General features: G+C 45.4%; 17 protein-coding genes. 14 read left to right on the top strand and 3 right to left on the bottom strand.

Translation table 11 applies throughout. The features are described 5' to 3' along the window. Positions 1–89 precede the first annotated feature (89 nt). The 13 genes from SOHN41_RS19315 (at position 90) to glmS (ending at position 13,796) form a co-directional block, all read left to right on the top strand. Positions 90–473, top strand: coding sequence for an ATP synthase subunit I (locus SOHN41_RS19315; RefSeq protein ID WP_037459758.1), 384 nt, complete (start codon positions 90–92; stop codon positions 471–473). Positions 474–485: 12 nt separating this feature from the next. Continuing rightward, positions 486–1,280, top strand: a complete 795-nt coding sequence (atpB, locus tag SOHN41_RS19310) for a F0F1 ATP synthase subunit A (RefSeq protein ID WP_007652321.1) — start codon at positions 486–488, stop codon at positions 1,278–1,280. Between the two features lie 63 nt (positions 1,281–1,343). Further along, a complete protein-coding gene (gene atpE, locus SOHN41_RS19305) occupies positions 1,344–1,595 on the top strand; it encodes a F0F1 ATP synthase subunit C (protein WP_006083840.1) in 252 nt (83 codons plus the stop codon). Positions 1,596–1,632: 37 nt separating this feature from the next. Then, positions 1,633–2,103 (top strand): F0F1 ATP synthase subunit B, encoded by a 471-nt coding sequence (gene atpF, locus SOHN41_RS19300; protein ID WP_037459755.1) that lies wholly within the window; start codon positions 1,633–1,635, stop codon positions 2,101–2,103. Between the two features lie 15 nt (positions 2,104–2,118). Continuing rightward, positions 2,119–2,652 carry a F0F1 ATP synthase subunit delta gene (gene atpH, locus SOHN41_RS19295; protein ID WP_007652298.1) on the top strand — a complete coding sequence of 178 codons (534 nt, stop codon included), beginning with the start codon at positions 2,119–2,121 and terminating at the stop codon, positions 2,650–2,652. 14 nt (positions 2,653–2,666) lie between these two features. Beyond that, on the top strand, positions 2,667–4,208 hold the full coding sequence (gene atpA, locus SOHN41_RS19290) for a F0F1 ATP synthase subunit alpha (RefSeq protein ID WP_007652297.1): 1,542 nt from the start codon (positions 2,667–2,669) through the stop codon (positions 4,206–4,208). A gap of 50 nt (positions 4,209–4,258) precedes the next feature. After that, on the top strand, positions 4,259–5,119 hold the full coding sequence (atpG, locus tag SOHN41_RS19285) for a F0F1 ATP synthase subunit gamma (RefSeq protein WP_007652296.1): 861 nt from the start codon (positions 4,259–4,261) through the stop codon (positions 5,117–5,119). 35 nt (positions 5,120–5,154) lie between these two features. Further along, entirely contained in the window at positions 5,155–6,546 is a 1,392-nt protein-coding gene (gene atpD / locus SOHN41_RS19280; protein ID WP_007652293.1) for a F0F1 ATP synthase subunit beta, read from the top strand. A 36-nt stretch (positions 6,547–6,582) separates the two neighbouring features. Beyond that, positions 6,583–7,011, top strand: coding sequence for a F0F1 ATP synthase subunit epsilon (locus SOHN41_RS19275; protein WP_007652291.1), 429 nt, complete (start codon positions 6,583–6,585; stop codon positions 7,009–7,011). Between the two features lie 194 nt (positions 7,012–7,205). Continuing rightward, positions 7,206–8,588: a bifunctional UDP-N-acetylglucosamine diphosphorylase/glucosamine-1-phosphate N-acetyltransferase GlmU gene (glmU, locus tag SOHN41_RS19270; RefSeq protein WP_007652289.1), complete on the top strand. Its 1,383-nt coding sequence runs from the start codon at positions 7,206–7,208 to the stop codon at positions 8,586–8,588. A 234-nt stretch (positions 8,589–8,822) separates the two neighbouring features. After that, a complete protein-coding gene (locus SOHN41_RS19265; RefSeq protein ID WP_007652287.1) occupies positions 8,823–10,952 on the top strand; it encodes a TonB-dependent receptor in 2,130 nt (709 codons plus the stop codon). A gap of 199 nt (positions 10,953–11,151) precedes the next feature. Continuing rightward, positions 11,152–11,922, top strand: coding sequence for a DeoR/GlpR family DNA-binding transcription regulator (locus SOHN41_RS19260; protein ID WP_007652285.1), 771 nt, complete (start codon positions 11,152–11,154; stop codon positions 11,920–11,922). A gap of 44 nt (positions 11,923–11,966) precedes the next feature. Next, positions 11,967–13,796, top strand: a complete 1,830-nt coding sequence (gene glmS / locus SOHN41_RS19255; protein WP_007652284.1) for a glutamine--fructose-6-phosphate transaminase (isomerizing) — start codon at positions 11,967–11,969, stop codon at positions 13,794–13,796. Between the two features lie 87 nt (positions 13,797–13,883). Here glmS and SOHN41_RS19250 read toward each other — a convergent pair whose 3' ends face one another. The 3 genes from SOHN41_RS19250 to SOHN41_RS19240 form a co-directional block, all read right to left on the bottom strand. Beyond that, positions 13,884–14,087, bottom strand: a complete 204-nt coding sequence (locus SOHN41_RS19250) for a DUF2061 domain-containing protein (RefSeq protein WP_007652283.1) — start codon at positions 14,085–14,087, stop codon at positions 13,884–13,886. Positions 14,088–14,255: 168 nt separating this feature from the next. Next, on the bottom strand, positions 14,256–15,158 hold the full coding sequence (locus SOHN41_RS19245; protein WP_007652282.1) for a 1,4-dihydroxy-2-naphthoyl-CoA synthase: 903 nt from the start codon (positions 15,156–15,158) through the stop codon (positions 14,256–14,258). A gap of 120 nt (positions 15,159–15,278) precedes the next feature. Then, complete coding sequence (locus SOHN41_RS19240) at positions 15,279–15,629, bottom strand: hypothetical protein (RefSeq protein ID WP_007652281.1); 351 nt, start codon at positions 15,627–15,629, stop codon at positions 15,279–15,281. A 91-nt stretch (positions 15,630–15,720) separates the two neighbouring features. Here SOHN41_RS19240 and ccoG point away from each other — a divergent pair, with 91 nt between their 5' ends. Further along, entirely contained in the window at positions 15,721–17,148 is a 1,428-nt protein-coding gene (gene ccoG, locus SOHN41_RS19235) for a cytochrome c oxidase accessory protein CcoG (protein ID WP_007652280.1), read from the top strand. The last annotated feature ends 581 nt before the right edge of the window (positions 17,149–17,729 follow it).

The raw sequence follows: 17,729 nt of genomic DNA, 5'->3' as shown, positions 1-17,729 counted from the left end.
ACTTTCGCAAGCTTTTTGTGCATCGACAAAAATACGGATATTTGTCATCCGGTCATCGAAACAAAAAGTATGAATGTGGAGAGGATGAGTTGAGTAAGGTTTTAGCGCGTCGTGGCCGGTGGTCAGCCTATAAATTGGTGTTGATGCAGGCGGCGGTCGCTGGGGGTGCTTCAATTCTCTTTTTCGCCGTGTGGGGAGTTCAGTTTGGCTATTCTGCGTTAGCAGGTGGTTCAATCGCTGTGCTCCCTAATTTTGTATTCGCGACCCTCGCTTTCTCCCATACGGGAGCAAGTTCAGCTGCAAAAGTCATTAAGACTTTTTACTGGGGGGAAGCGGTAAAGTTGCTGTTAACCATCGCAATGTTTTCGCTAGTGTTTATCAATCTTAAGGTCGCTTTTATGCCACTTTTTGTTTGTTACGTGCTGACGTTAATCGTGCATTGGACAGCTCCTTTATACTTCAAGCAAAGTTAAGTGGGATGAATCATGGCTGCAACTGGTGAAGCGTTAACACCGCAGGGCTATATCCAACATCACCTTACCAACTTAAGTGTTGGTGAAGGTTTTTGGACATGGCACATTGATTCGTTGTTCTTTTCGGTTGGTCTTGGTGTTCTGTTCCTGTGGATTTTCCGCCGCGTTGGTAAAAAAGCGACTTCAGGTGTTCCCGGTAAGCTGCAATGCTTTATCGAGATGATCGTTGAGTTCGTAAATAACAGCGTGAAAGAAAGTTTTCATGGTCGCAATGCCCTGATCGCGCCTTTAGCTCTGACCATTTTTGTATGGGTATTCATGATGAACTTCATGGATATGATCCCTGTCGATTGGCTGCCTCACGCAGCTGCTTTAGCAGGTATCCCTTATCTTAAAGCGGTTCCGACAACTGACGTAAACATCACCTTCAGCTTAGCTATCGGTGTGTTTGTGCTGATTATTTTTTACAGCATTAAGGTCAAAGGCGTGTCTGGGTTTGTTAAAGAACTGACGCTACAGCCCTTTAACCATAAGGCAATGATACCCGTCAACCTCCTATTAGAGACTGTTACCTTAATTGCTAAGCCAATTTCATTGGCATTGCGACTCTTTGGTAACTTGTACGCAGGTGAGTTGATCTTCATCCTTATTGCGCTGATGTATGGTACCAACTTGTTATTATCTTCCCTAGGTGTGACTCTGCAGTTAGGTTGGTTAATTTTCCACATTTTGGTTATCACGCTACAGGCGTTTATCTTCATGATGTTGACCATTGTTTATTTAAGCATGGCCCATGAAGATCATTAAGGATTGCTGAAGAAATTTTAAACTAAATCATCAACTAATTAGATTTAGATACTGGAGATACAGATGGAAACGATTTTAGGCATGACAGCTATCGCTGTTGCTCTGCTGATTGGTATGGGTGCTCTTGGTACTGCAATCGGTTTCGGCTTATTAGGTGGCAAGTTCTTGGAAGGCGCTGCGCGTCAACCAGAAATGGCTCCTATGCTGCAAGTTAAAATGTTCATCGTAGCGGGTCTACTCGACGCCGTAACTATGATCGGTGTTGGTATCGCATTATTTATGCTGTTTACCAACCCGCTGGGTGCAATGCTGTAAAAAACGCTTCTGTCTTAACTCTAAATAGGAGGCTGTTGTGAATTTCAACGCTACCCTAATCGGTCAGACGGTCGCCTTTATCATCTTCGTGTGGTTCTGCATGAAGTTTGTATGGCCCCCTTTGATGAATGCCATCGAAGAGCGCCAAAAAAGGATTGCTGACGGTCTAGCTGATGCTGATCGTGCGGTAAAAGACCTGGAGTTGGCACAAGCGAAAGCGACTGACCAACTAAAAGAAGCCAAGGTAACTGCTAACGAAATTATTGAGCAAGCGAACAAACGCAAAGCGCAAATAGTTGAAGAAGCAAAAGCCGAAGCAGACGCTGAGCGTGCAAAAATCATCGCTCAGGGTAAAGCAGAAATTGAAGCTGAACGTAATCGCGTGAAAGAGGATCTGCGTAAGCAGGTTGCTACTCTTGCCATCATGGGTGCTGAGAAGATCCTTGAGCGTTCTATTGATCCAGCCGCCCACAGTGACATAGTTAATAAACTAGTCGCTGAAATTTGATAAGGGAGTTGAGTTATGGCTGAATTAACCACCATCGCTCGCCCTTACGCAAAGGCAGCTTTTGACGTTGCTGTTGAACATAATGCAGTGGATAACTGGGCCGAAATGCTCGCGTTTGCCGCACTGGTCAGTGAAAACGAAACCATGCAGCCGCTGCTAACTGGCTCTTTAGCCAGTACAAAACTTGCCGCACTCTTTATTAGTGTGTGTGGTGAGCAAATCAATGAGCAAGGTCAAAACTTGATAAAGGTAATGGCTGAAAACGGTCGCTTAAAGGTACTACCTGCTGTATCTCAGTTATTTACTGAATACCGTAATGAGTGGGCAAAAGAAGTAGAAGCCGATGTGGTTTCTGCAACTGAGCTGAGCTCTGAACAACAACAGCAGATTGGTATTTCTTTAGAGAAACGTCTCGCACGCAAAGTTAAGCTGAATTGCAGCACTGACGCCGCGCTCATCGCCGGTGTAATTATTAAGGCAGGAGATCTAGTCATTGATGGCTCGGTCAGCGGTAAGTTATCGCGTCTGTCTGATAAGCTGCAGTCGTAATTGGGAGTTTGAGCATGCAACTGAATTCCACTGAAATCAGCGATCTGATTAAGCAGCGGATCGAGCAGTTCGAAGTCGTTAGCGAATCTCGTAACGAAGGTACTATCGTTGCGGTAAGTGACGGCATCATCCGCATCCACGGCCTAGCCGATGTTATGCAAGGTGAAATGATCGAACTGCCTGGTAACCGTTTTGCAATCGCGTTGAACCTTGAACGTGATTCTGTCGGTGCCGTAGTAATGGGTCCTTATGCTGGTTTAGCTGAGGGCGTAAAAGTTAAAACTACAGGCCGTATTCTGGAAGTTCCAGTCGGTCGTGGTCTACTGGGCCGCGTAGTTAACACTCTGGGTGAACCTATTGACGGTAAAGGACCTATCGATAACGATGGTTTCTCTCCTGTTGAAGTGATTGCTCCTGGTGTTATTGAACGCCAATCAGTATCACAACCAGTACAAACTGGTTATAAAGCCGTTGACTCTATGATCCCAATCGGTCGTGGTCAGCGTGAATTGATCATTGGCGACCGTCAAACTGGTAAAACAGCGATGGCGATCGACGCAATTATCAACCAGAAAGATTCTGGCATTAAATGTGTGTATGTAGCGGTTGGCCAAAAGGCTTCTACTATCGCTAACGTAGTACGCAAGCTAGAAGAACATGGTGCTTTAGCTAACACTATCGTTGTAGTTGCAACGGCTTCTGAAGCTGCTGCTCTGCAATTCTTAGCGCCATACTCTGGTTGTTCTATGGGTGAATACTTCCGCGACCGCGGTGAAGACTCTTTGATTGTATACGATGACCTGTCTAAGCAAGCAGTTGCTTACCGTCAGATTTCGTTACTGCTGAAGCGTCCACCAGGCCGTGAAGCTTACCCAGGTGACGTATTCTATCTACACTCTCGTTTACTTGAACGTGCTTCACGCGTAAACGAAATCTATGTAGAAAAGTTCACTAAGGGTGCAGTAACAGGTCAAACCGGTTCTTTAACCGCATTGCCTATTATTGAAACTCAAGCGGGTGACGTATCTGCATTCGTACCGACCAACGTAATTTCTATTACTGACGGTCAGATCTTCCTTGAAACTGATCTATTTAACTCGGGCCTACGTCCTGCGGTTAACCCAGGTATTTCTGTTTCTCGTGTTGGTGGTGCGGCTCAGACTAAGATCATCAAGAAACTGTCTGGTGGTATTCGTACCGCACTAGCACAGTATCGTGAACTTGCTGCGTTCTCACAGTTTGCATCTGATCTTGACGATGCAACTCGTGCTCAGCTAGAGCATGGTGTGCGTGTTACCGAACTGATGAAGCAAAAGCAATATGCTCCTATGAGCGTAGCGGCTCAGTCTGTGTCTATTTTTGCAGCTGAGAAAGGTTACCTGAAGAGTGTTGAGCTGAAGAAGATCGGTGATTTCGAAGCCGCTCTGCTCTCGTTCATGAACAGCGAGCATGCTGCTTTAATGAAGCTTATTAACGAAACTGGCGATTATAGCGCTGAGATCGAAGCTGAATTAAAAGCTGGCCTCGACAAGTTCGTAGCAACCCAAACCTGGTAACAATGATAGAGGTGTCTTAAGACACCTCAGGTCCAGATTGGAGAGTAGAGATGGCCGGCGCTAAAGAGATTAAAACCAAGATCGCGAGTGTTAAAAACACTCAGAAGATCACGTCCGCCATGGAAATGGTGGCAGCCAGCAAAATGCGCAGAGCGCAGGAACGCATGGCTGCGAGCCGTCCATATGCGGAAAGCATGCGTAAGGTGATCGGTCACGTAGCGCAAGGTTCTCTCGAATACAAACACCCCTATTTAGAGGTGAGAGAGGCTAAGCGGGTTGGTTACATAGTTGTAGCAACCGACCGTGGCCTTTGTGGTGGTCTGAACGTTAACCTTTTCAAGAAGGTTATCGCAGACGTGAAAAGCTGGAAAGCCCAAGGTGCAGAATTTGAATTTTGCCCAATTGGTGCTCGTAGTGTGCAGTTTTTCAAAAGCTTCGGCGGACAAGTATCGGCACAAGCATCTGGTTTAGGTGATGCACCTAAATTAAATGACTTGATTGGTACTGTGCAGGTCATGCTAGAAGCTTACAACGAAGGCAAGCTGGATCGTCTGTATGTAGTGTTCAACAAGTTTGTGAACACTATGACGCAGACTCCTGTGATCGAGCAGCTGCTACCTTTGCCTAAATCGGAAGATGATGAGGTTGCTCATCGTTGGGACTATATCTACGAGCCTGATCCAAAAGAACTTTTGGATACCTTATTGGTTCGTTATGTAGAATCTCAGGTTTACCAAGGTGTTGTTGAAAACATTGCCTCTGAACAAGCTGCCCGTATGGTGGCGATGAAGGCGGCAACAGACAACGCTGGTGAGCTTATCAACGACTTGCAACTGGTCTATAACAAGGCCCGTCAGGCTGCGATTACGCAGGAACTGTCGGAAATTGTTTCTGGTGCCTCTGCGGTTTAGGTTAGGTAACGAATACAAGTTTTAGAGGATTAATCATGAGCACAGGTACTGTTGTCCAAGTGATTGGCGCGGTTGTGGACGTAGAGTTTCCACAAGATGCCGTACCTCAGGTATATGACGCTCTGAAGATCACAGGTGAAGGCGCCTGTAATGGTTTGGTGCTGGAAGTTCAGCAACAACTAGGTGGTGGTGTAGTTCGTACCATCGCTATGGGTTCTTCTGATGGTCTGCGTCGTGGTCTTGAGGTCGTAAACTCAGGTTCACCTATTTCTGTTCCGGTTGGGGTTGCGACCCTTGGCCGTATTATGAACGTATTAGGCGAGCCTATTGATGAAGCGGGTCCAATCGGTGAGGAAGAACGTTATGTTATTCACCGTGCAGCGCCTTCATATGAAGATCAATCGAACACTACTGAACTGTTAGAGACGGGTATCAAGGTTATCGACCTTGTATGTCCTTTCGCTAAGGGTGGTAAAGTAGGTCTGTTCGGTGGTGCGGGTGTTGGTAAGACAGTTAACATGATGGAACTGATTAACAACATCGCTAAAGCTCACTCGGGTCTTTCTGTGTTCGCCGGTGTTGGTGAACGTACTCGTGAAGGTAACGACTTCTATTACGAGATGAAAGATTCTGGCGTTCTCGACAAAGTGGCCATGGTTTATGGTCAGATGAACGAGCCACCAGGAAACCGTTTACGTGTAGCACTGTCTGGTCTGACTATGGCTGAGAAGTTCCGTGACGAAGGTCGTGACGTACTGTTGTTCGTTGACAACATTTATCGTTATACCTTAGCCGGTACAGAAGTATCTGCACTGTTAGGTCGTATGCCTTCTGCGGTAGGTTACCAACCGACTCTGGCTGAAGAAATGGGCGTTCTGCAAGAGCGTATCACTTCAACTAAGACTGGTTCTATTACCTCTGTACAAGCGGTATACGTACCTGCGGACGACTTGACTGACCCGTCACCAGCAACAACCTTCGCTCACTTAGATGCGACTGTTGTACTGTCACGTCAAATTGCTTCTCTGGGTATTTACCCAGCGGTTGACCCATTGGATTCGACTTCACGTCAATTAGATCCATTGGTTGTTGGCCAAGAGCATTATGACGTTGCTAACGGCGTGCAAACTGTACTGCAACGTTACAAAGAGCTGAAAGACATTATTGCGATTCTGGGTATGGATGAATTGTCAGATGATGACAAGACCACTGTATTCCGTGCTCGTAAGATTGAGCGTTTCTTATCTCAGCCTTTCTTCGTAGCAGAAGTCTTTACTGGATCTCCTGGTAAGTACGTTTCTCTGAAAGACACTATCCGTGGCTTTAAGGGTATTCTGAATGGTGAGTTCGATCACCTACCAGAACAAGCGTTCTACATGGTTGGCTCAATCGATGAAGTTATCGAGAAAGCTAACAAAAAGAAATAACTAAGTAGTCATACTTAGTTTTTTAAGGAGAACGGGATGGCAGCCATGACAGTACATCTTGATATAGTAAGTGCAGAGAGCAGCATCTTCTCTGGTCGGGTAGCTAGCCTACAAGTGACTGGTTCTGAAGGTGAGTTGGGCATCATGTATGGCCACGCTCCACTGTTAAGCTATATCAAACCTGGCATGGCGCGCATCGTCAAGCAAGACGGCAGTGAAGAAGTGTTCTACCTTTCAGGTGGTTTACTGGAAGTGCAACCTTCTTCAGTTTCCGTATTGGCTGATGTGGTTATGCGTGCCAAAGATATTGATGAGCAAGCAGCATTAGAAGCTAAGCGTCGTGCAGAAGCCCATATGGCAACTGCAGGGGCTGACTTCAATTATGATGCGGCTATGGTTGAGTTAGCGAAAGCAATGGCTCAATTACGTGTTGTTGAAACCATCAAGAAAAACATTGCCAGATAAGGTTATTGTTTGTGAAAAAAGGCGGCCATAGGGTCGCCTTTTTTGTCTCTAAAATTGGGATAAATGTACACCTTAGCTACACGGACTCATTCATTTTGCTATCCGCTTCGCTTTTCTATGGGCTTTCCGTTAAAATTGCGCCACTAAATCGACCTCAATTTTAACCCTCTTGGGATTTGTTCAAGGATATGGCAATGGCATTAAATGTAGTGATCTTAGCGGCAGGTAAGGGAACACGGATGCGCTCGGATCTTCCTAAGGTATTACATCCTATCGCCCATAAAAGCATGGTGCAGCATGTGATTGATACTGCCCATAGTATTGGCAGTGATGCGATTCAATTAGTCTACGGTTATGGTGCCGACAAATTAAAATCCGCTTTGGGCGAGCAACAACTCAATTGGGTATTGCAAGCCGAGCAATTAGGTACGGGTCATGCGGTTGCACAGGCCATTCCAAATATCGATGATAGTGATACTGTGCTTATTTTGTACGGTGATGTGCCGTTGATCCAAACATCGACTCTTGAGGCATTGCTCGCCGTCCGCCCTGAAAATGGCGTTGCTATCTTAACGGTGAATTTAGCGAATCCTATGGGTTATGGCCGTATCGTCCGTACTCCTTGTGAAGGTCAAGATCAGGGTAAAGTAGTCGGTATTGTTGAGCAGAAAGATGCCAATGCAGAGCAACTACTGATCAATGAAATCAATACAGGCATTATGGCGGTTCCGGGCAAACAACTTAAAAATTGGCTGAGTCGTTTGTCCAATAACAATGCCCAAGGCGAATATTATCTAACGGATATTATTGCTATGGCACATGCTGACGGTGTTGCAATTGATACTGCCCAACCACAATCTGCGATTGAAGTGGAAGGCGCCAATAACCGCATGCAACTGGCGCAACTTGAACGCGCTTACCAAGCCCGTGAAGCCGAAAAACTGATGTTGGCGGGAGCGAACCTACGCGACCCGAGCCGTATTGATATCCGTGGTGAAGTCACGGTCGGTATGGATGTGATGATTGATATCAACGTGATATTCGAAGGCAAAGTGACCTTAGGTAATAATGTCACTATTGGCGCTGGCGCGATTTTAATCGATTGCGAGATTGCCGATAATGCCGAGATCAAACCTTACTCTATTATCGAAGGTGCTAAGCTTGGGGTCGCTGCCAGTGCAGGCCCCTTTGCTCGCTTACGCCCAGGCGCAGAGCTTAAACAAGATGCGCATATAGGTAATTTTGTCGAAGTGAAAAAAGCGGTTATCGGTGTGGGCTCTAAAGCCGGACACTTAGCCTATTTAGGCGATGCCGTTATTGGTGATGGCGTGAACATTGGCGCTGGCACTATTACCTGTAACTATGATGGCGCGAATAAGCATCTTACCGTTATCGAAGATAATGTCTTTGTTGGCTCAGATACCCAGCTAGTGGCACCTGTGACTATTGGTAAAGGTGCAACCTTAGGGGCTGGCTCAACCATTACCCGTGATGTGGGTGAGAATGAGTTAGTCATTACTCGTGTTAAACAGAAGCACCTGACGGGTTGGCAACGCCCAGTTAAGATTAAAAAGTAAGTTATCCAACTACATCTAGAATATAAAAGCGGCTCTATGCCGCTTTTAGCTTTTATATATGGTGAATTTAAGGTTGAGTTAATGATGCTGTGATGGACATTATTTATTGATTTTTAAGCTTTTTGAACTATGTCACACCGAATTGTAAATTCACGTAAAGAATTTTAAATAAAAACACTTCTCATTTATATTGCCTGCAATTCTAAGACGAAAGGTCTACTTGAGGTGTTGGCAATGGTATTTAAATATTCAGTTGTAGGTTTGGCCGTAGGGTCTGCATTAATGGCGATGCCTGTTATGGCCGAAGCGCCAAACGATGCAAACATTGAGCGCATTAATGTCACTGGCCGTACATTTAACGACTACAAAGTGGGTAGTGCATCGGGTGCCATGCGTGGCGATATCGATTTAATGGATACCCCACAGTCTGTGAATGTGATCCCCGACTTTGTGACCGACGAGCAATTAGCGACTAATCTTGCCGAAGTCTTAGTTAACGATTCGAGCGTGACAGCGGGTACTACCCGTTGGAACCGTCAAGTCTTCAGCATCCGTGGCTTCGAGTTAGATTCGGGTAATGGTTACCTCATCAATGGTCATCAGCAATGGTCCCATTACGTTCAACCCATCGAAACCCTACAGCAGGTCGAAGTATTAAAAGGCCCTTCGAGCATGTTGTATGGTCAATCTGGCCCTGGTGGTTTAGTGAATATGGTCACTAAGAAACCAACCTATGATTCAATGCTTAACTTAGGTTTTGATACCGATGGCTACGGTTCTACCCGTGCACAGCTTGATGCGGGTGGCAGTTTAAACGACGCCCAAAGCATCCGTTACCGCGGTGTATTAGTGAAGCAAGATACTAAATACTGGCGTGAGTATTCAACTACCGATGAAAACCAAGAGCGTGATCGCTGGTTAGGTTACTTAAACCTAGAATTTGACCTAAGCGATGATCTGTTGCTGTCGGTTAAATATGATCACACCCAAGATAAAGCGGGTATCGATGCGGGTGGTTGGTTAGATAAACAAGGTAATGTGATCGGTGAACGTGAAACCGTTTGGGATGCACCATGGGCCTTTACCGATAATACCGTCTCCAACTTAGGTGCCGATCTGACTTGGCAGATGAGTGACGATTGGAAAGTTAAAATTGGTTATAACGATCAACAATTTAATCGTCAACGTTTTGATTCTGCGCCGCAATATACTGAAGATCCATTTACCAATGGTTATAAGATCAAACCCTTCGATCGTTATGATGATTGGCAGCATAAAACCGCCTATGCCGATTTCACCGGTGAATTTGCATTAGCAGGTATGGAGCATCAGTTGTTAATTGGCGCCAATTACCTCGATTACTATTATGGTCAGTATATTGATAGATACGTTGATGTTGCGACTAAAGGCACTATTACAGTTGTTCCTGGCCAGCCTATAGTAAAACCCGATTTAGATTATCATCGAGATACCACTAAGTCTGAAAGCGAATATAAATATTACGGTTTCTACTTGCAGGATTTAATGACCTTAAACGAGCAATGGAAATTACTCGCTGGCGTACGTTACGATGAACAGAAGAAAGATAGTGTAGGTGGAAATAGTTATGCCGTATCGCCTAAGTTTGGGGTGATCTACTCGCCAATGACTAATGGCAACATTTACGTTAACTATTCAAAAAGCTTTACACCGCAGGGTGCAGTGACTGACATCACTGACGTTAGTTATGGGACCAACCTAAAACCAGAATACGGCATCCAATATGAAGTCGGTACTAAGTGGGAATTGTTTGACGATAGTCTGTTATTAACCGCGGCCGTATTCGATATCACACTAGAAAACATCACAACTTCAGAAAAGTTATCCCCGCCGATTGGTGATTATACCGATATCACCAATCAAGGCGGCGAACAGAAACATCGCGGCTTTGAAATGGGCGCCCAAGGCCAGTTAGGTGATAGCTGGTTTGTGACCTCTTCTATGATGTTTTTAGATGCTGAATATCATACTGGTGCTGGCAAGGTTGGTGGTAAAAACCTCGATGGTAAAACTCCGATCGACGCCCCAGAGTGGTCGGCCAATATCTGGACCCGTTACGAGATGACCGACAACTTTGCGATGAACTTTGGTGCTATCTATGTGGGTGAGCGTTTTGCCGATCTTGATAACACTATCACTAAAGAGGGTTATGTGCGTTTCGATATAGGTGCTGCCTACACTATGGATATCATGGGTAAAGATGTGAGCCTTCGTGCCAACATCAGAAACCTCTTCGATACTGAATATTTAGACGGTGGCAGCGATAAGATGGTGACTATAGGTCAAGACCGTAACTTCAGTGTCGCCGTCGAAGCTAAGTTCTAAATTCACTATATTTTTTATTCATTTAAAGCAGCTTGTCCTTAAAGAATAAGCTGCTTTTTTATGGGCTAATTTCCAAGTTTACGAGATAGACAGATAAAAAATTGCTCGGATCATGCAAAAGTATGTTTCACATGACTAGCAAAAAAGTTTCGTTTCACTATAATGCATCTTTCGAATCGAAACTTATCTGAAAGGTTTTATGAACAAACGAAACACACAGCAGCGTCGCCATAGCATTATCACCATATTGAACGAACAGGGTGAAGTGAGTGTTGATGAACTGTCGTTACGTTTTGAAACCTCAGAAGTGACGATTCGCAAAGATCTGGCAGCGCTTGAGAAAACAGGCCTGCTACTGCGCCGTTACGGTGGTGCAGTCGCTATTCCTGACGAAGTGACCCAACAATTTTCGGCCAAAATCGCGCCCAATAAACTGTCTATTGCTAAAACTGCGGCGCAGCTGATTAAAGATCACAATCGCATCATTATAGATAGCGGCACTACGACATCTGGCTTGATTGAACAGTTGAACGATAAGCGTGGGCTGGTGGTCATGACCAATGCCTTGCATCTTGCCAATGCCATCCATGAACTCGAAAACGAGCCAACCCTATTGATGACGGGTGGCACTTGGGACCCGCATTCTGAATCCTTTCAAGGCCAAGTTGCAGAGCAAGTGTTGCGCTCCTATAACTTCGACCAACTGTTTATCGGTGCCGATGGTATCGATCTCGAACGCGGCACCACCACCTTTAACGAGTTAACTGGCTTAAGCAAAGTTATGGCCGAAGTTTCCCGCGAAGTGATCGTTATGGTGGACTCAGACAAAATCGGTAAACGGATCCCTAACTTAGAATTGCCGTGGGCCAAGGTCAGTGTATTGGTGACCGACTCACGTATCGACGAGAGTGCGCTAAAACAAATTTCAGATCAGGGCGTGCGAGTCATGTTAGCGCCCTATGCTCATTAAACAAAATAGCTTAACAACTTCATTTTAATTTATAGGTAAAGACTATGTGTGGAATCGTAGGCGCCGTGGCGCAAAGGGATGTGGCTGAAATTCTAGTAGAAGGCTTACGTCGCTTAGAATATCGTGGATATGACTCCGCAGGCGTTGCCGTTATTCACAATGGTGAACTGAGCCGCACTCGCCGTGTGGGTAAAGTGCAAGAGCTGTCTGCTGCGCTTGAAACCGATCCATTAGCAGGTGGCACTGGTATTGCGCATACCCGTTGGGCCACCCACGGCGAGCCAAGCGAGCGCAATGCTCATCCCCATTTGTCAGAGGGTGATATCGCCGTAGTACACAATGGCATTATTGAAAACCATAATAAACTGCGCGAAATGCTCAAAGAATTTGGTTATCACTTTAGTTCTGACACCGATACCGAAGTGATTTGTCACTTAGTGCACCATGAGCTGAAAAGCCACGACACCCTGCTTGCTGCGGTACAAGCCACAGTAAAACAACTCGAAGGTGCCTATGGCACTGTGGTTATCGACCGCCGCGATAGCGAGCGTTTGGTTGTGGCTCGTTCTGGTAGCCCATTGGTGATTGGTTATGGCTTGGGTGAAAACTTTGTTGCCTCAGATCAACTGGCACTCTTACCCGTAACTCGCTCATTCGCCTTCTTAGAAGAAGGTGATGTGGCGGAAGTGACTCGCCGCAGTGTGAATATATTCGACTTAAACGGCAATGCTGTTGAGCGTGAAATTAAAGAATCTGAAATTACCCACGATGCCGGTGATAAAGGCGAATATCGCCACTACATGCTCAAAGAGATTTACGAGCAGCCATTGGCGTTGACGCGCACTATCGAAGGCCGTATCGCCAACAAACAAGTGTTAGACACGGCTTTTGGTGAAAAAGCAGCAGAGTTTTTAAAAGATATCAAACACGTGCAAATCATCGCCTGTGGCACTAGCTACCATGCGGGTATGGCGGCGCGTTACTGGTTAGAAGATTGGGCTGGTGTTTCATGTAATGTCGAAATCGCTTCCGAATTCCGTTATCGCAAGTCGCATTTGTTCCCAAATAGCCTGTTGGTGACTATTTCTCAATCCGGTGAAACTGCCGATACGCTGGCGGCGATGCGCCTTGCCAAAGAAATGGGTTACAAAGCCACATTGACGATTTGTAATGCGCCAGGTTCATCACTGGTTCGCGAGTCTGACATGGCTTACATGATGAAAGCGGGCGCCGAAATTGGCGTGGCATCGACTAAAGCTTTCACCGTACAGCTTGCTGGCTTGTTAATGTTGACCGCGGTGATCGGTCGTCACAATGGCATGTCTGAGCAAATGCAGGCTCAAATCACTCAAAGCCTACAATCTATGCCAGCCAAGGTGGAACAAGCTTTAGGCTTAGATGCTGCGATTGCAGAACTTGCCGAAGATTTTGCCGACAAACACCATGCTTTATTCCTTGGTCGTGGCGATCAATACCCGATTGCGATGGAAGGTGCGTTAAAGCTGAAGGAGATTTCCTATATTCATGCGGAAGCCTATGCCTCTGGTGAACTAAAACACGGTCCGCTGGCGCTTATCGATGCTGATATGCCGGTGATTGTGGTGGCGCCAAACAATGAACTGCTCGAAAAACTAAAATCCAACGTCGAAGAAGTGCGTGCCCGTGGCGGCTTAATGTATGTGTTTGCCGATGTGGATGCCGAGTTTGAATCCGACGAAACCATGAAGGTTATTCCTGTTCCGCATTGCGATATATTTATGGCACCGCTGATTTACACTATTCCATTACAGTTGCTCTCGTATCATGTAGCCTTAATCAAAGGTACCGATGTGGATCAACCTCGTAACCTCGCTAAATCGGTGACGGTAGAATAGTTTTCTTTAGTGAAAAATAAAAAACCGCCTTTATCGGCGGTTTTTTATTGGGGCTTTATTAGAGTGATGTGCTGGTGGCTTAGTCTGTTAAGCCGTTATCGCATCTAGCTCGTGCTGCTTTTTTGCCTCTATTCGTTTCCATACTTTGTCGTGGAAGTAAAACACCACAGTGTTAATCGCGGGTTCAACTAAGGCAACTGCGCCACCGACTATCACACTGCCAGTTAATAAATAGGTGACTGTGAAGGCAACGCTGAAATGTAATACGGCAAAAGTAAATGTCTTAGTCATGATCTTATCCTCTAATGTTAGCCCCAATTGGGATTAGTTAAATGATAACAATTCTCATTAAAGTTTAAACCCGTATTTTGAGATTAGTTTAAACGGTTTTTTCTATCTATAAGTGCTAAAAAATATAAAGCCCTCGAATGAGGGCCTTATATAGCAGGATGGTGGCTGTTAATAGTGCCAAGGGAATGCTGAAAAATCTTGATCGCGTTTTTCGAGGAAGGCATCGCGCCCTTCCTGTGCTTCGGCGCTAGCATAGGCTAAACGAGTGGCTTCCCCGGCAAAGAGCTGCTGGCCAACCATGCCATCATCGGTCATGTTAAAGCCGTATTTAAGCATCCGCATAGCCGTAGGTGATTTAGAGTTAATCTCTTTGGCCCACATTAATGCTTCAGTTTCTAGCTCGGCATGGGGGACTGACTTATTGACCATTCCCATGGCAAATGCTTCATCGGCGCTGTAGTTAAAACCGCAGAAGAAGATTTCGCGGGCGCGTTTTTGGCCGATCATCTTGGCTAAATATGCGCTGCCATAACCTGAGTCAAAGCTCGCGACATCGGGATCGGTCTGCTTAAATATCGCATGCTCCTTCGAGGCTAAGGTCAAATCGCATACGACATGCAGGCTATGGCCGCCGCCAACGGCCCAGCCAGGGACAACGGCGATAACGACTTTAGGCATAAAGCGGATCAGACGTTGTACTTCGAGGATATGTAAACGTCCCATTCTGGCGAGATCGGCTTTACCTTCTTCGGCACCTTCGTATTTATAGCCATCTTTGCCGCGGATGCGTTGATCACCACCGGAAGAAAAGGAATATTGCCCTTTGGCCGATGGGCCATTGCCTGTGAGTAATACACAACCTACATCGGACCATTGACGTGCATGGTCGAGTGCAATGTAAAGCTCATCTACGGTTTTGGGCCTGAAAGCGTTAAGACATTCGGGGCGATTGATGGCAATACGCACAGTACCGTGGGCTTTGGCTCTGTGGTAGGTGATGTCGTCAAAATTAAATCCACTGACTTCATCCCATAAAGTGGGATCAAAAATATCTGATACTTGTTGGGTCATGGTACTCGGCCTATGTCTGTCGGGTCTCAAAGGCTAGGTGGAATCATATATAAGGTCAATCACCTAAGCACAAAGCTTAGTGTTATATGGCAAAATTCCCTTTTAACCCGAGGAAAGTGATTAGAGGTTATCGCAAATGTAAAGCAGATTGTCCCGGCTGAAAACGGGGTGTTCAGGTGATTTAGCGCCGCAATAGATTTCTTTAAAGTCAGCGATGGCGTCTGGCGTTAACGGAAATTTGTTAAATTCCTCAAGCTCGGGGGCGGATAGGCGCTCAACGATATCTTTTCTGGCCTTTGCTAATTTTTGATCAATTTTAATGATGTTAGTGCCCGTCATAGAGTCGAGCTTGTTCTCTATTTTTTTTACTATCTCTTCAGTCTTTGCTATAGGCGCATCTAGTTTGTCGGTTTCTGTATATAAGTAATATAATGCACCACAAAGTAGCGCTAATATGATCCAACCTTTCATCTTTTAGTCCAACATAAGTGAATAACCATTAGTTATATGGGTATAATAAGCCAGTTTTCGTCCAATATTAAAGCAGTAAAAGGCTGTAACGATGAACGCAGAATCTAATAACAAGGACTATTCGAAGACCAATCGAATTAAGATTCACCAACCCGATGCGAGTAAAGCCGATCGCTTTAACCCTCGCAACCGGATTTATGTTCGAGCCATCGACGGATTATGGAGCACTTTACGCCGCCGCATGGGGTGGGTCGCAATGTTGTTCTTTCTTATACTGCCTTGGATCCCATGGGGAAACCGACAAGCAGTATGGTTTAATTTAGGTGAACAGAAGTTTCACGTTTTTGGTTTAACTATCTGGCCCCAAGATCTTACCTTACTTGCAGCACTCTTTATGATAGCTGCTTTTGCCCTGTTTTTTGTAACAACCTATCTTGGCCGTGTTTGGTGTGGTTACACATGCCCCCAAACAGTATGGACCTTTATGTTCATTTGGTTCGAGGAAAAACTCGAAGGTGCCCGCAACAAACGCATTAAGTTAGATCAAATGCCTTGGAGCTTCGATAAAATTTGGCGCAAAGCGGCAAAGCATACTTCCTGGATTTTGCTCTCACTCCTCACTGCTATGACCTTTGTGTCATATTTTGTACCAAGTAGAGAAGTCTATGTTGATGTATTTACATTAAATGCCTCGGGTGGGATCTACTTCTGGGTAGTGTTCTTTACACTCGCCACCTACGGTAATGCGGGCTGGATGCGTGAGATTATGTGTATCCATATGTGCCCCTATGCTCGTTTCCAAGCGGCGATGTTTGATAAGAACACTTATATAGTGGGTTACGATACTAAACGTGGTGAAACCCGAGGTCCCCGTTCCCGTAAAGCCGACCCGAAAGAAATGGGCTTAGGTGACTGTATTGATTGCGATCTCTGCGTTCAGGTATGTCCGACCGGAATCGATATTCGTAATGGTTTGCAATATGAATGCATCAACTGTGGTGCCTGCATCGATGCCTGTGACCAAACGATGGAGCGTATGGGATATCCATTAGGCCTTATCAGTTACACCACAGAAAATAAGCTCGAAGGTATTAAAGAGAAAGTGCTCCGCCCCAAACTAGTGGGATACGGTGTGGTACTCGTAGCCATGATATTAGTCTTCATCTATGCCAGTGCGACGATAGCGCCAGTTCGGATGGATATTATTCGTGACCGTAATCAGCTATACAGAGAAAACAATCAAGGGATGATTGAAAATACATTTACCTTGAAGATTCTTAATAAAACTGAAGCAGCACATGAATACACTATGAGTGTCGAAGGCCTAAACAACTATAAGTGGTATGGCCCTACTTCAGTGACCATTGCTGGTGGCGAAGTCCTTACATTGCCAATCAGCGTTGGGGTTGATCCGGTAGAGCTTAGCCGCTCAGTGACAAACATTGAGATAAAAGTGAAAACCCATATAGATGGTGAAGAAGTAGAAGTTGAGCAAGAATCACGTTTCTTCAGTCCATAATAAGCAGTATTTAGTGATGTGCTAAACGATAGCGAATCACTAAGGTGGGGGATTTATGATGACAAAGGGGCTATTTAGCCCCTTTTTTATACGTATTGTTTGATAAGTAAGCGTCTGAATCTCAAATCGCAAGTTTGCAATAAAAAGCCCTTGCACAAAATCCACAGCTCCCTATAATGCGCATCCACTGACACGGCAGACAGCGAAAGCAGCTTGGTGTGACAGTTCATCGATGAGTTTACTGATTGATGAGCGAAAAGAAAGTTTTCAAAAACTCCTTGACGCGAAACGGGAAATGCGTAAAATGCACGACCCTGAGTTGACGAGAAGTCAGCCCTAGCCAACTGGAAGCGTTCAACGCTCAGTGTGGTACTCAAGTTCTCTGTTGAGATTGAGTTGCTCTTTAACAAGATAAAACAAGAAATCTGTGTGGACACTCACAGGTGTTGAGTTAATCGAAACTGCTTAGCCTTCGGGTTGGCAGTCAAAGAATTAAATCAATGATAAAGAGTGTTCATAGCAATATGTACAGTTTGTTTTTGCTTTTAAGCAGAAACGAAAAATCAGAATTCATTGAGCCG

The sequence above is a fragment of the Shewanella sp. HN-41 genome, from assembly GCF_000217915.1.
Taxonomy (GTDB): Bacteria; Pseudomonadota; Gammaproteobacteria; order Enterobacterales; family Shewanellaceae; genus Shewanella.
Note: the sequence above shows the minus strand (reverse complement) of the source record. Positions and strands in the feature narration are given on the sequence as shown.

What these genes read in the sequence shown, in the direction of transcription:
- SOHN41_RS19245 (WP_007652282.1), bottom strand. Translation starts at nt 15,158, where the DNA reads ATGACCCAACAAGTATCAGATATTTTTGATCCCACTTTATGGGATGAA.
- SOHN41_RS19275 (WP_007652291.1), top strand. Translation starts at nt 6,583, where the DNA reads ATGGCAGCCATGACAGTACATCTTGATATAGTAAGTGCAGAGAGCAGC.
- SOHN41_RS19250 (WP_007652283.1), bottom strand. Translation starts at nt 14,087, where the DNA reads ATGACTAAGACATTTACTTTTGCCGTATTACATTTCAGCGTTGCCTTC.
- atpE (WP_006083840.1), top strand. Translation starts at nt 1,344, where the DNA reads ATGGAAACGATTTTAGGCATGACAGCTATCGCTGTTGCTCTGCTGATT.
- SOHN41_RS19265 (WP_007652287.1), top strand. Translation starts at nt 8,823, where the DNA reads ATGGTATTTAAATATTCAGTTGTAGGTTTGGCCGTAGGGTCTGCATTA.
- SOHN41_RS19240 (WP_007652281.1), bottom strand. Translation starts at nt 15,629, where the DNA reads ATGAAAGGTTGGATCATATTAGCGCTACTTTGTGGTGCATTATATTAC.
- SOHN41_RS19260 (WP_007652285.1), top strand. Translation starts at nt 11,152, where the DNA reads ATGAACAAACGAAACACACAGCAGCGTCGCCATAGCATTATCACCATA.
- atpG (WP_007652296.1), top strand. Translation starts at nt 4,259, where the DNA reads ATGGCCGGCGCTAAAGAGATTAAAACCAAGATCGCGAGTGTTAAAAAC.
- glmS (WP_007652284.1), top strand. Translation starts at nt 11,967, where the DNA reads ATGTGTGGAATCGTAGGCGCCGTGGCGCAAAGGGATGTGGCTGAAATT.
- atpB (WP_007652321.1), top strand. Translation starts at nt 486, where the DNA reads ATGGCTGCAACTGGTGAAGCGTTAACACCGCAGGGCTATATCCAACAT.
- atpD (WP_007652293.1), top strand. Translation starts at nt 5,155, where the DNA reads ATGAGCACAGGTACTGTTGTCCAAGTGATTGGCGCGGTTGTGGACGTA.
- atpA (WP_007652297.1), top strand. Translation starts at nt 2,667, where the DNA reads ATGCAACTGAATTCCACTGAAATCAGCGATCTGATTAAGCAGCGGATC.
- glmU (WP_007652289.1), top strand. Translation starts at nt 7,206, where the DNA reads ATGGCATTAAATGTAGTGATCTTAGCGGCAGGTAAGGGAACACGGATG.
- ccoG (WP_007652280.1), top strand. Translation starts at nt 15,721, where the DNA reads ATGAACGCAGAATCTAATAACAAGGACTATTCGAAGACCAATCGAATT.
- atpH (WP_007652298.1), top strand. Translation starts at nt 2,119, where the DNA reads ATGGCTGAATTAACCACCATCGCTCGCCCTTACGCAAAGGCAGCTTTT.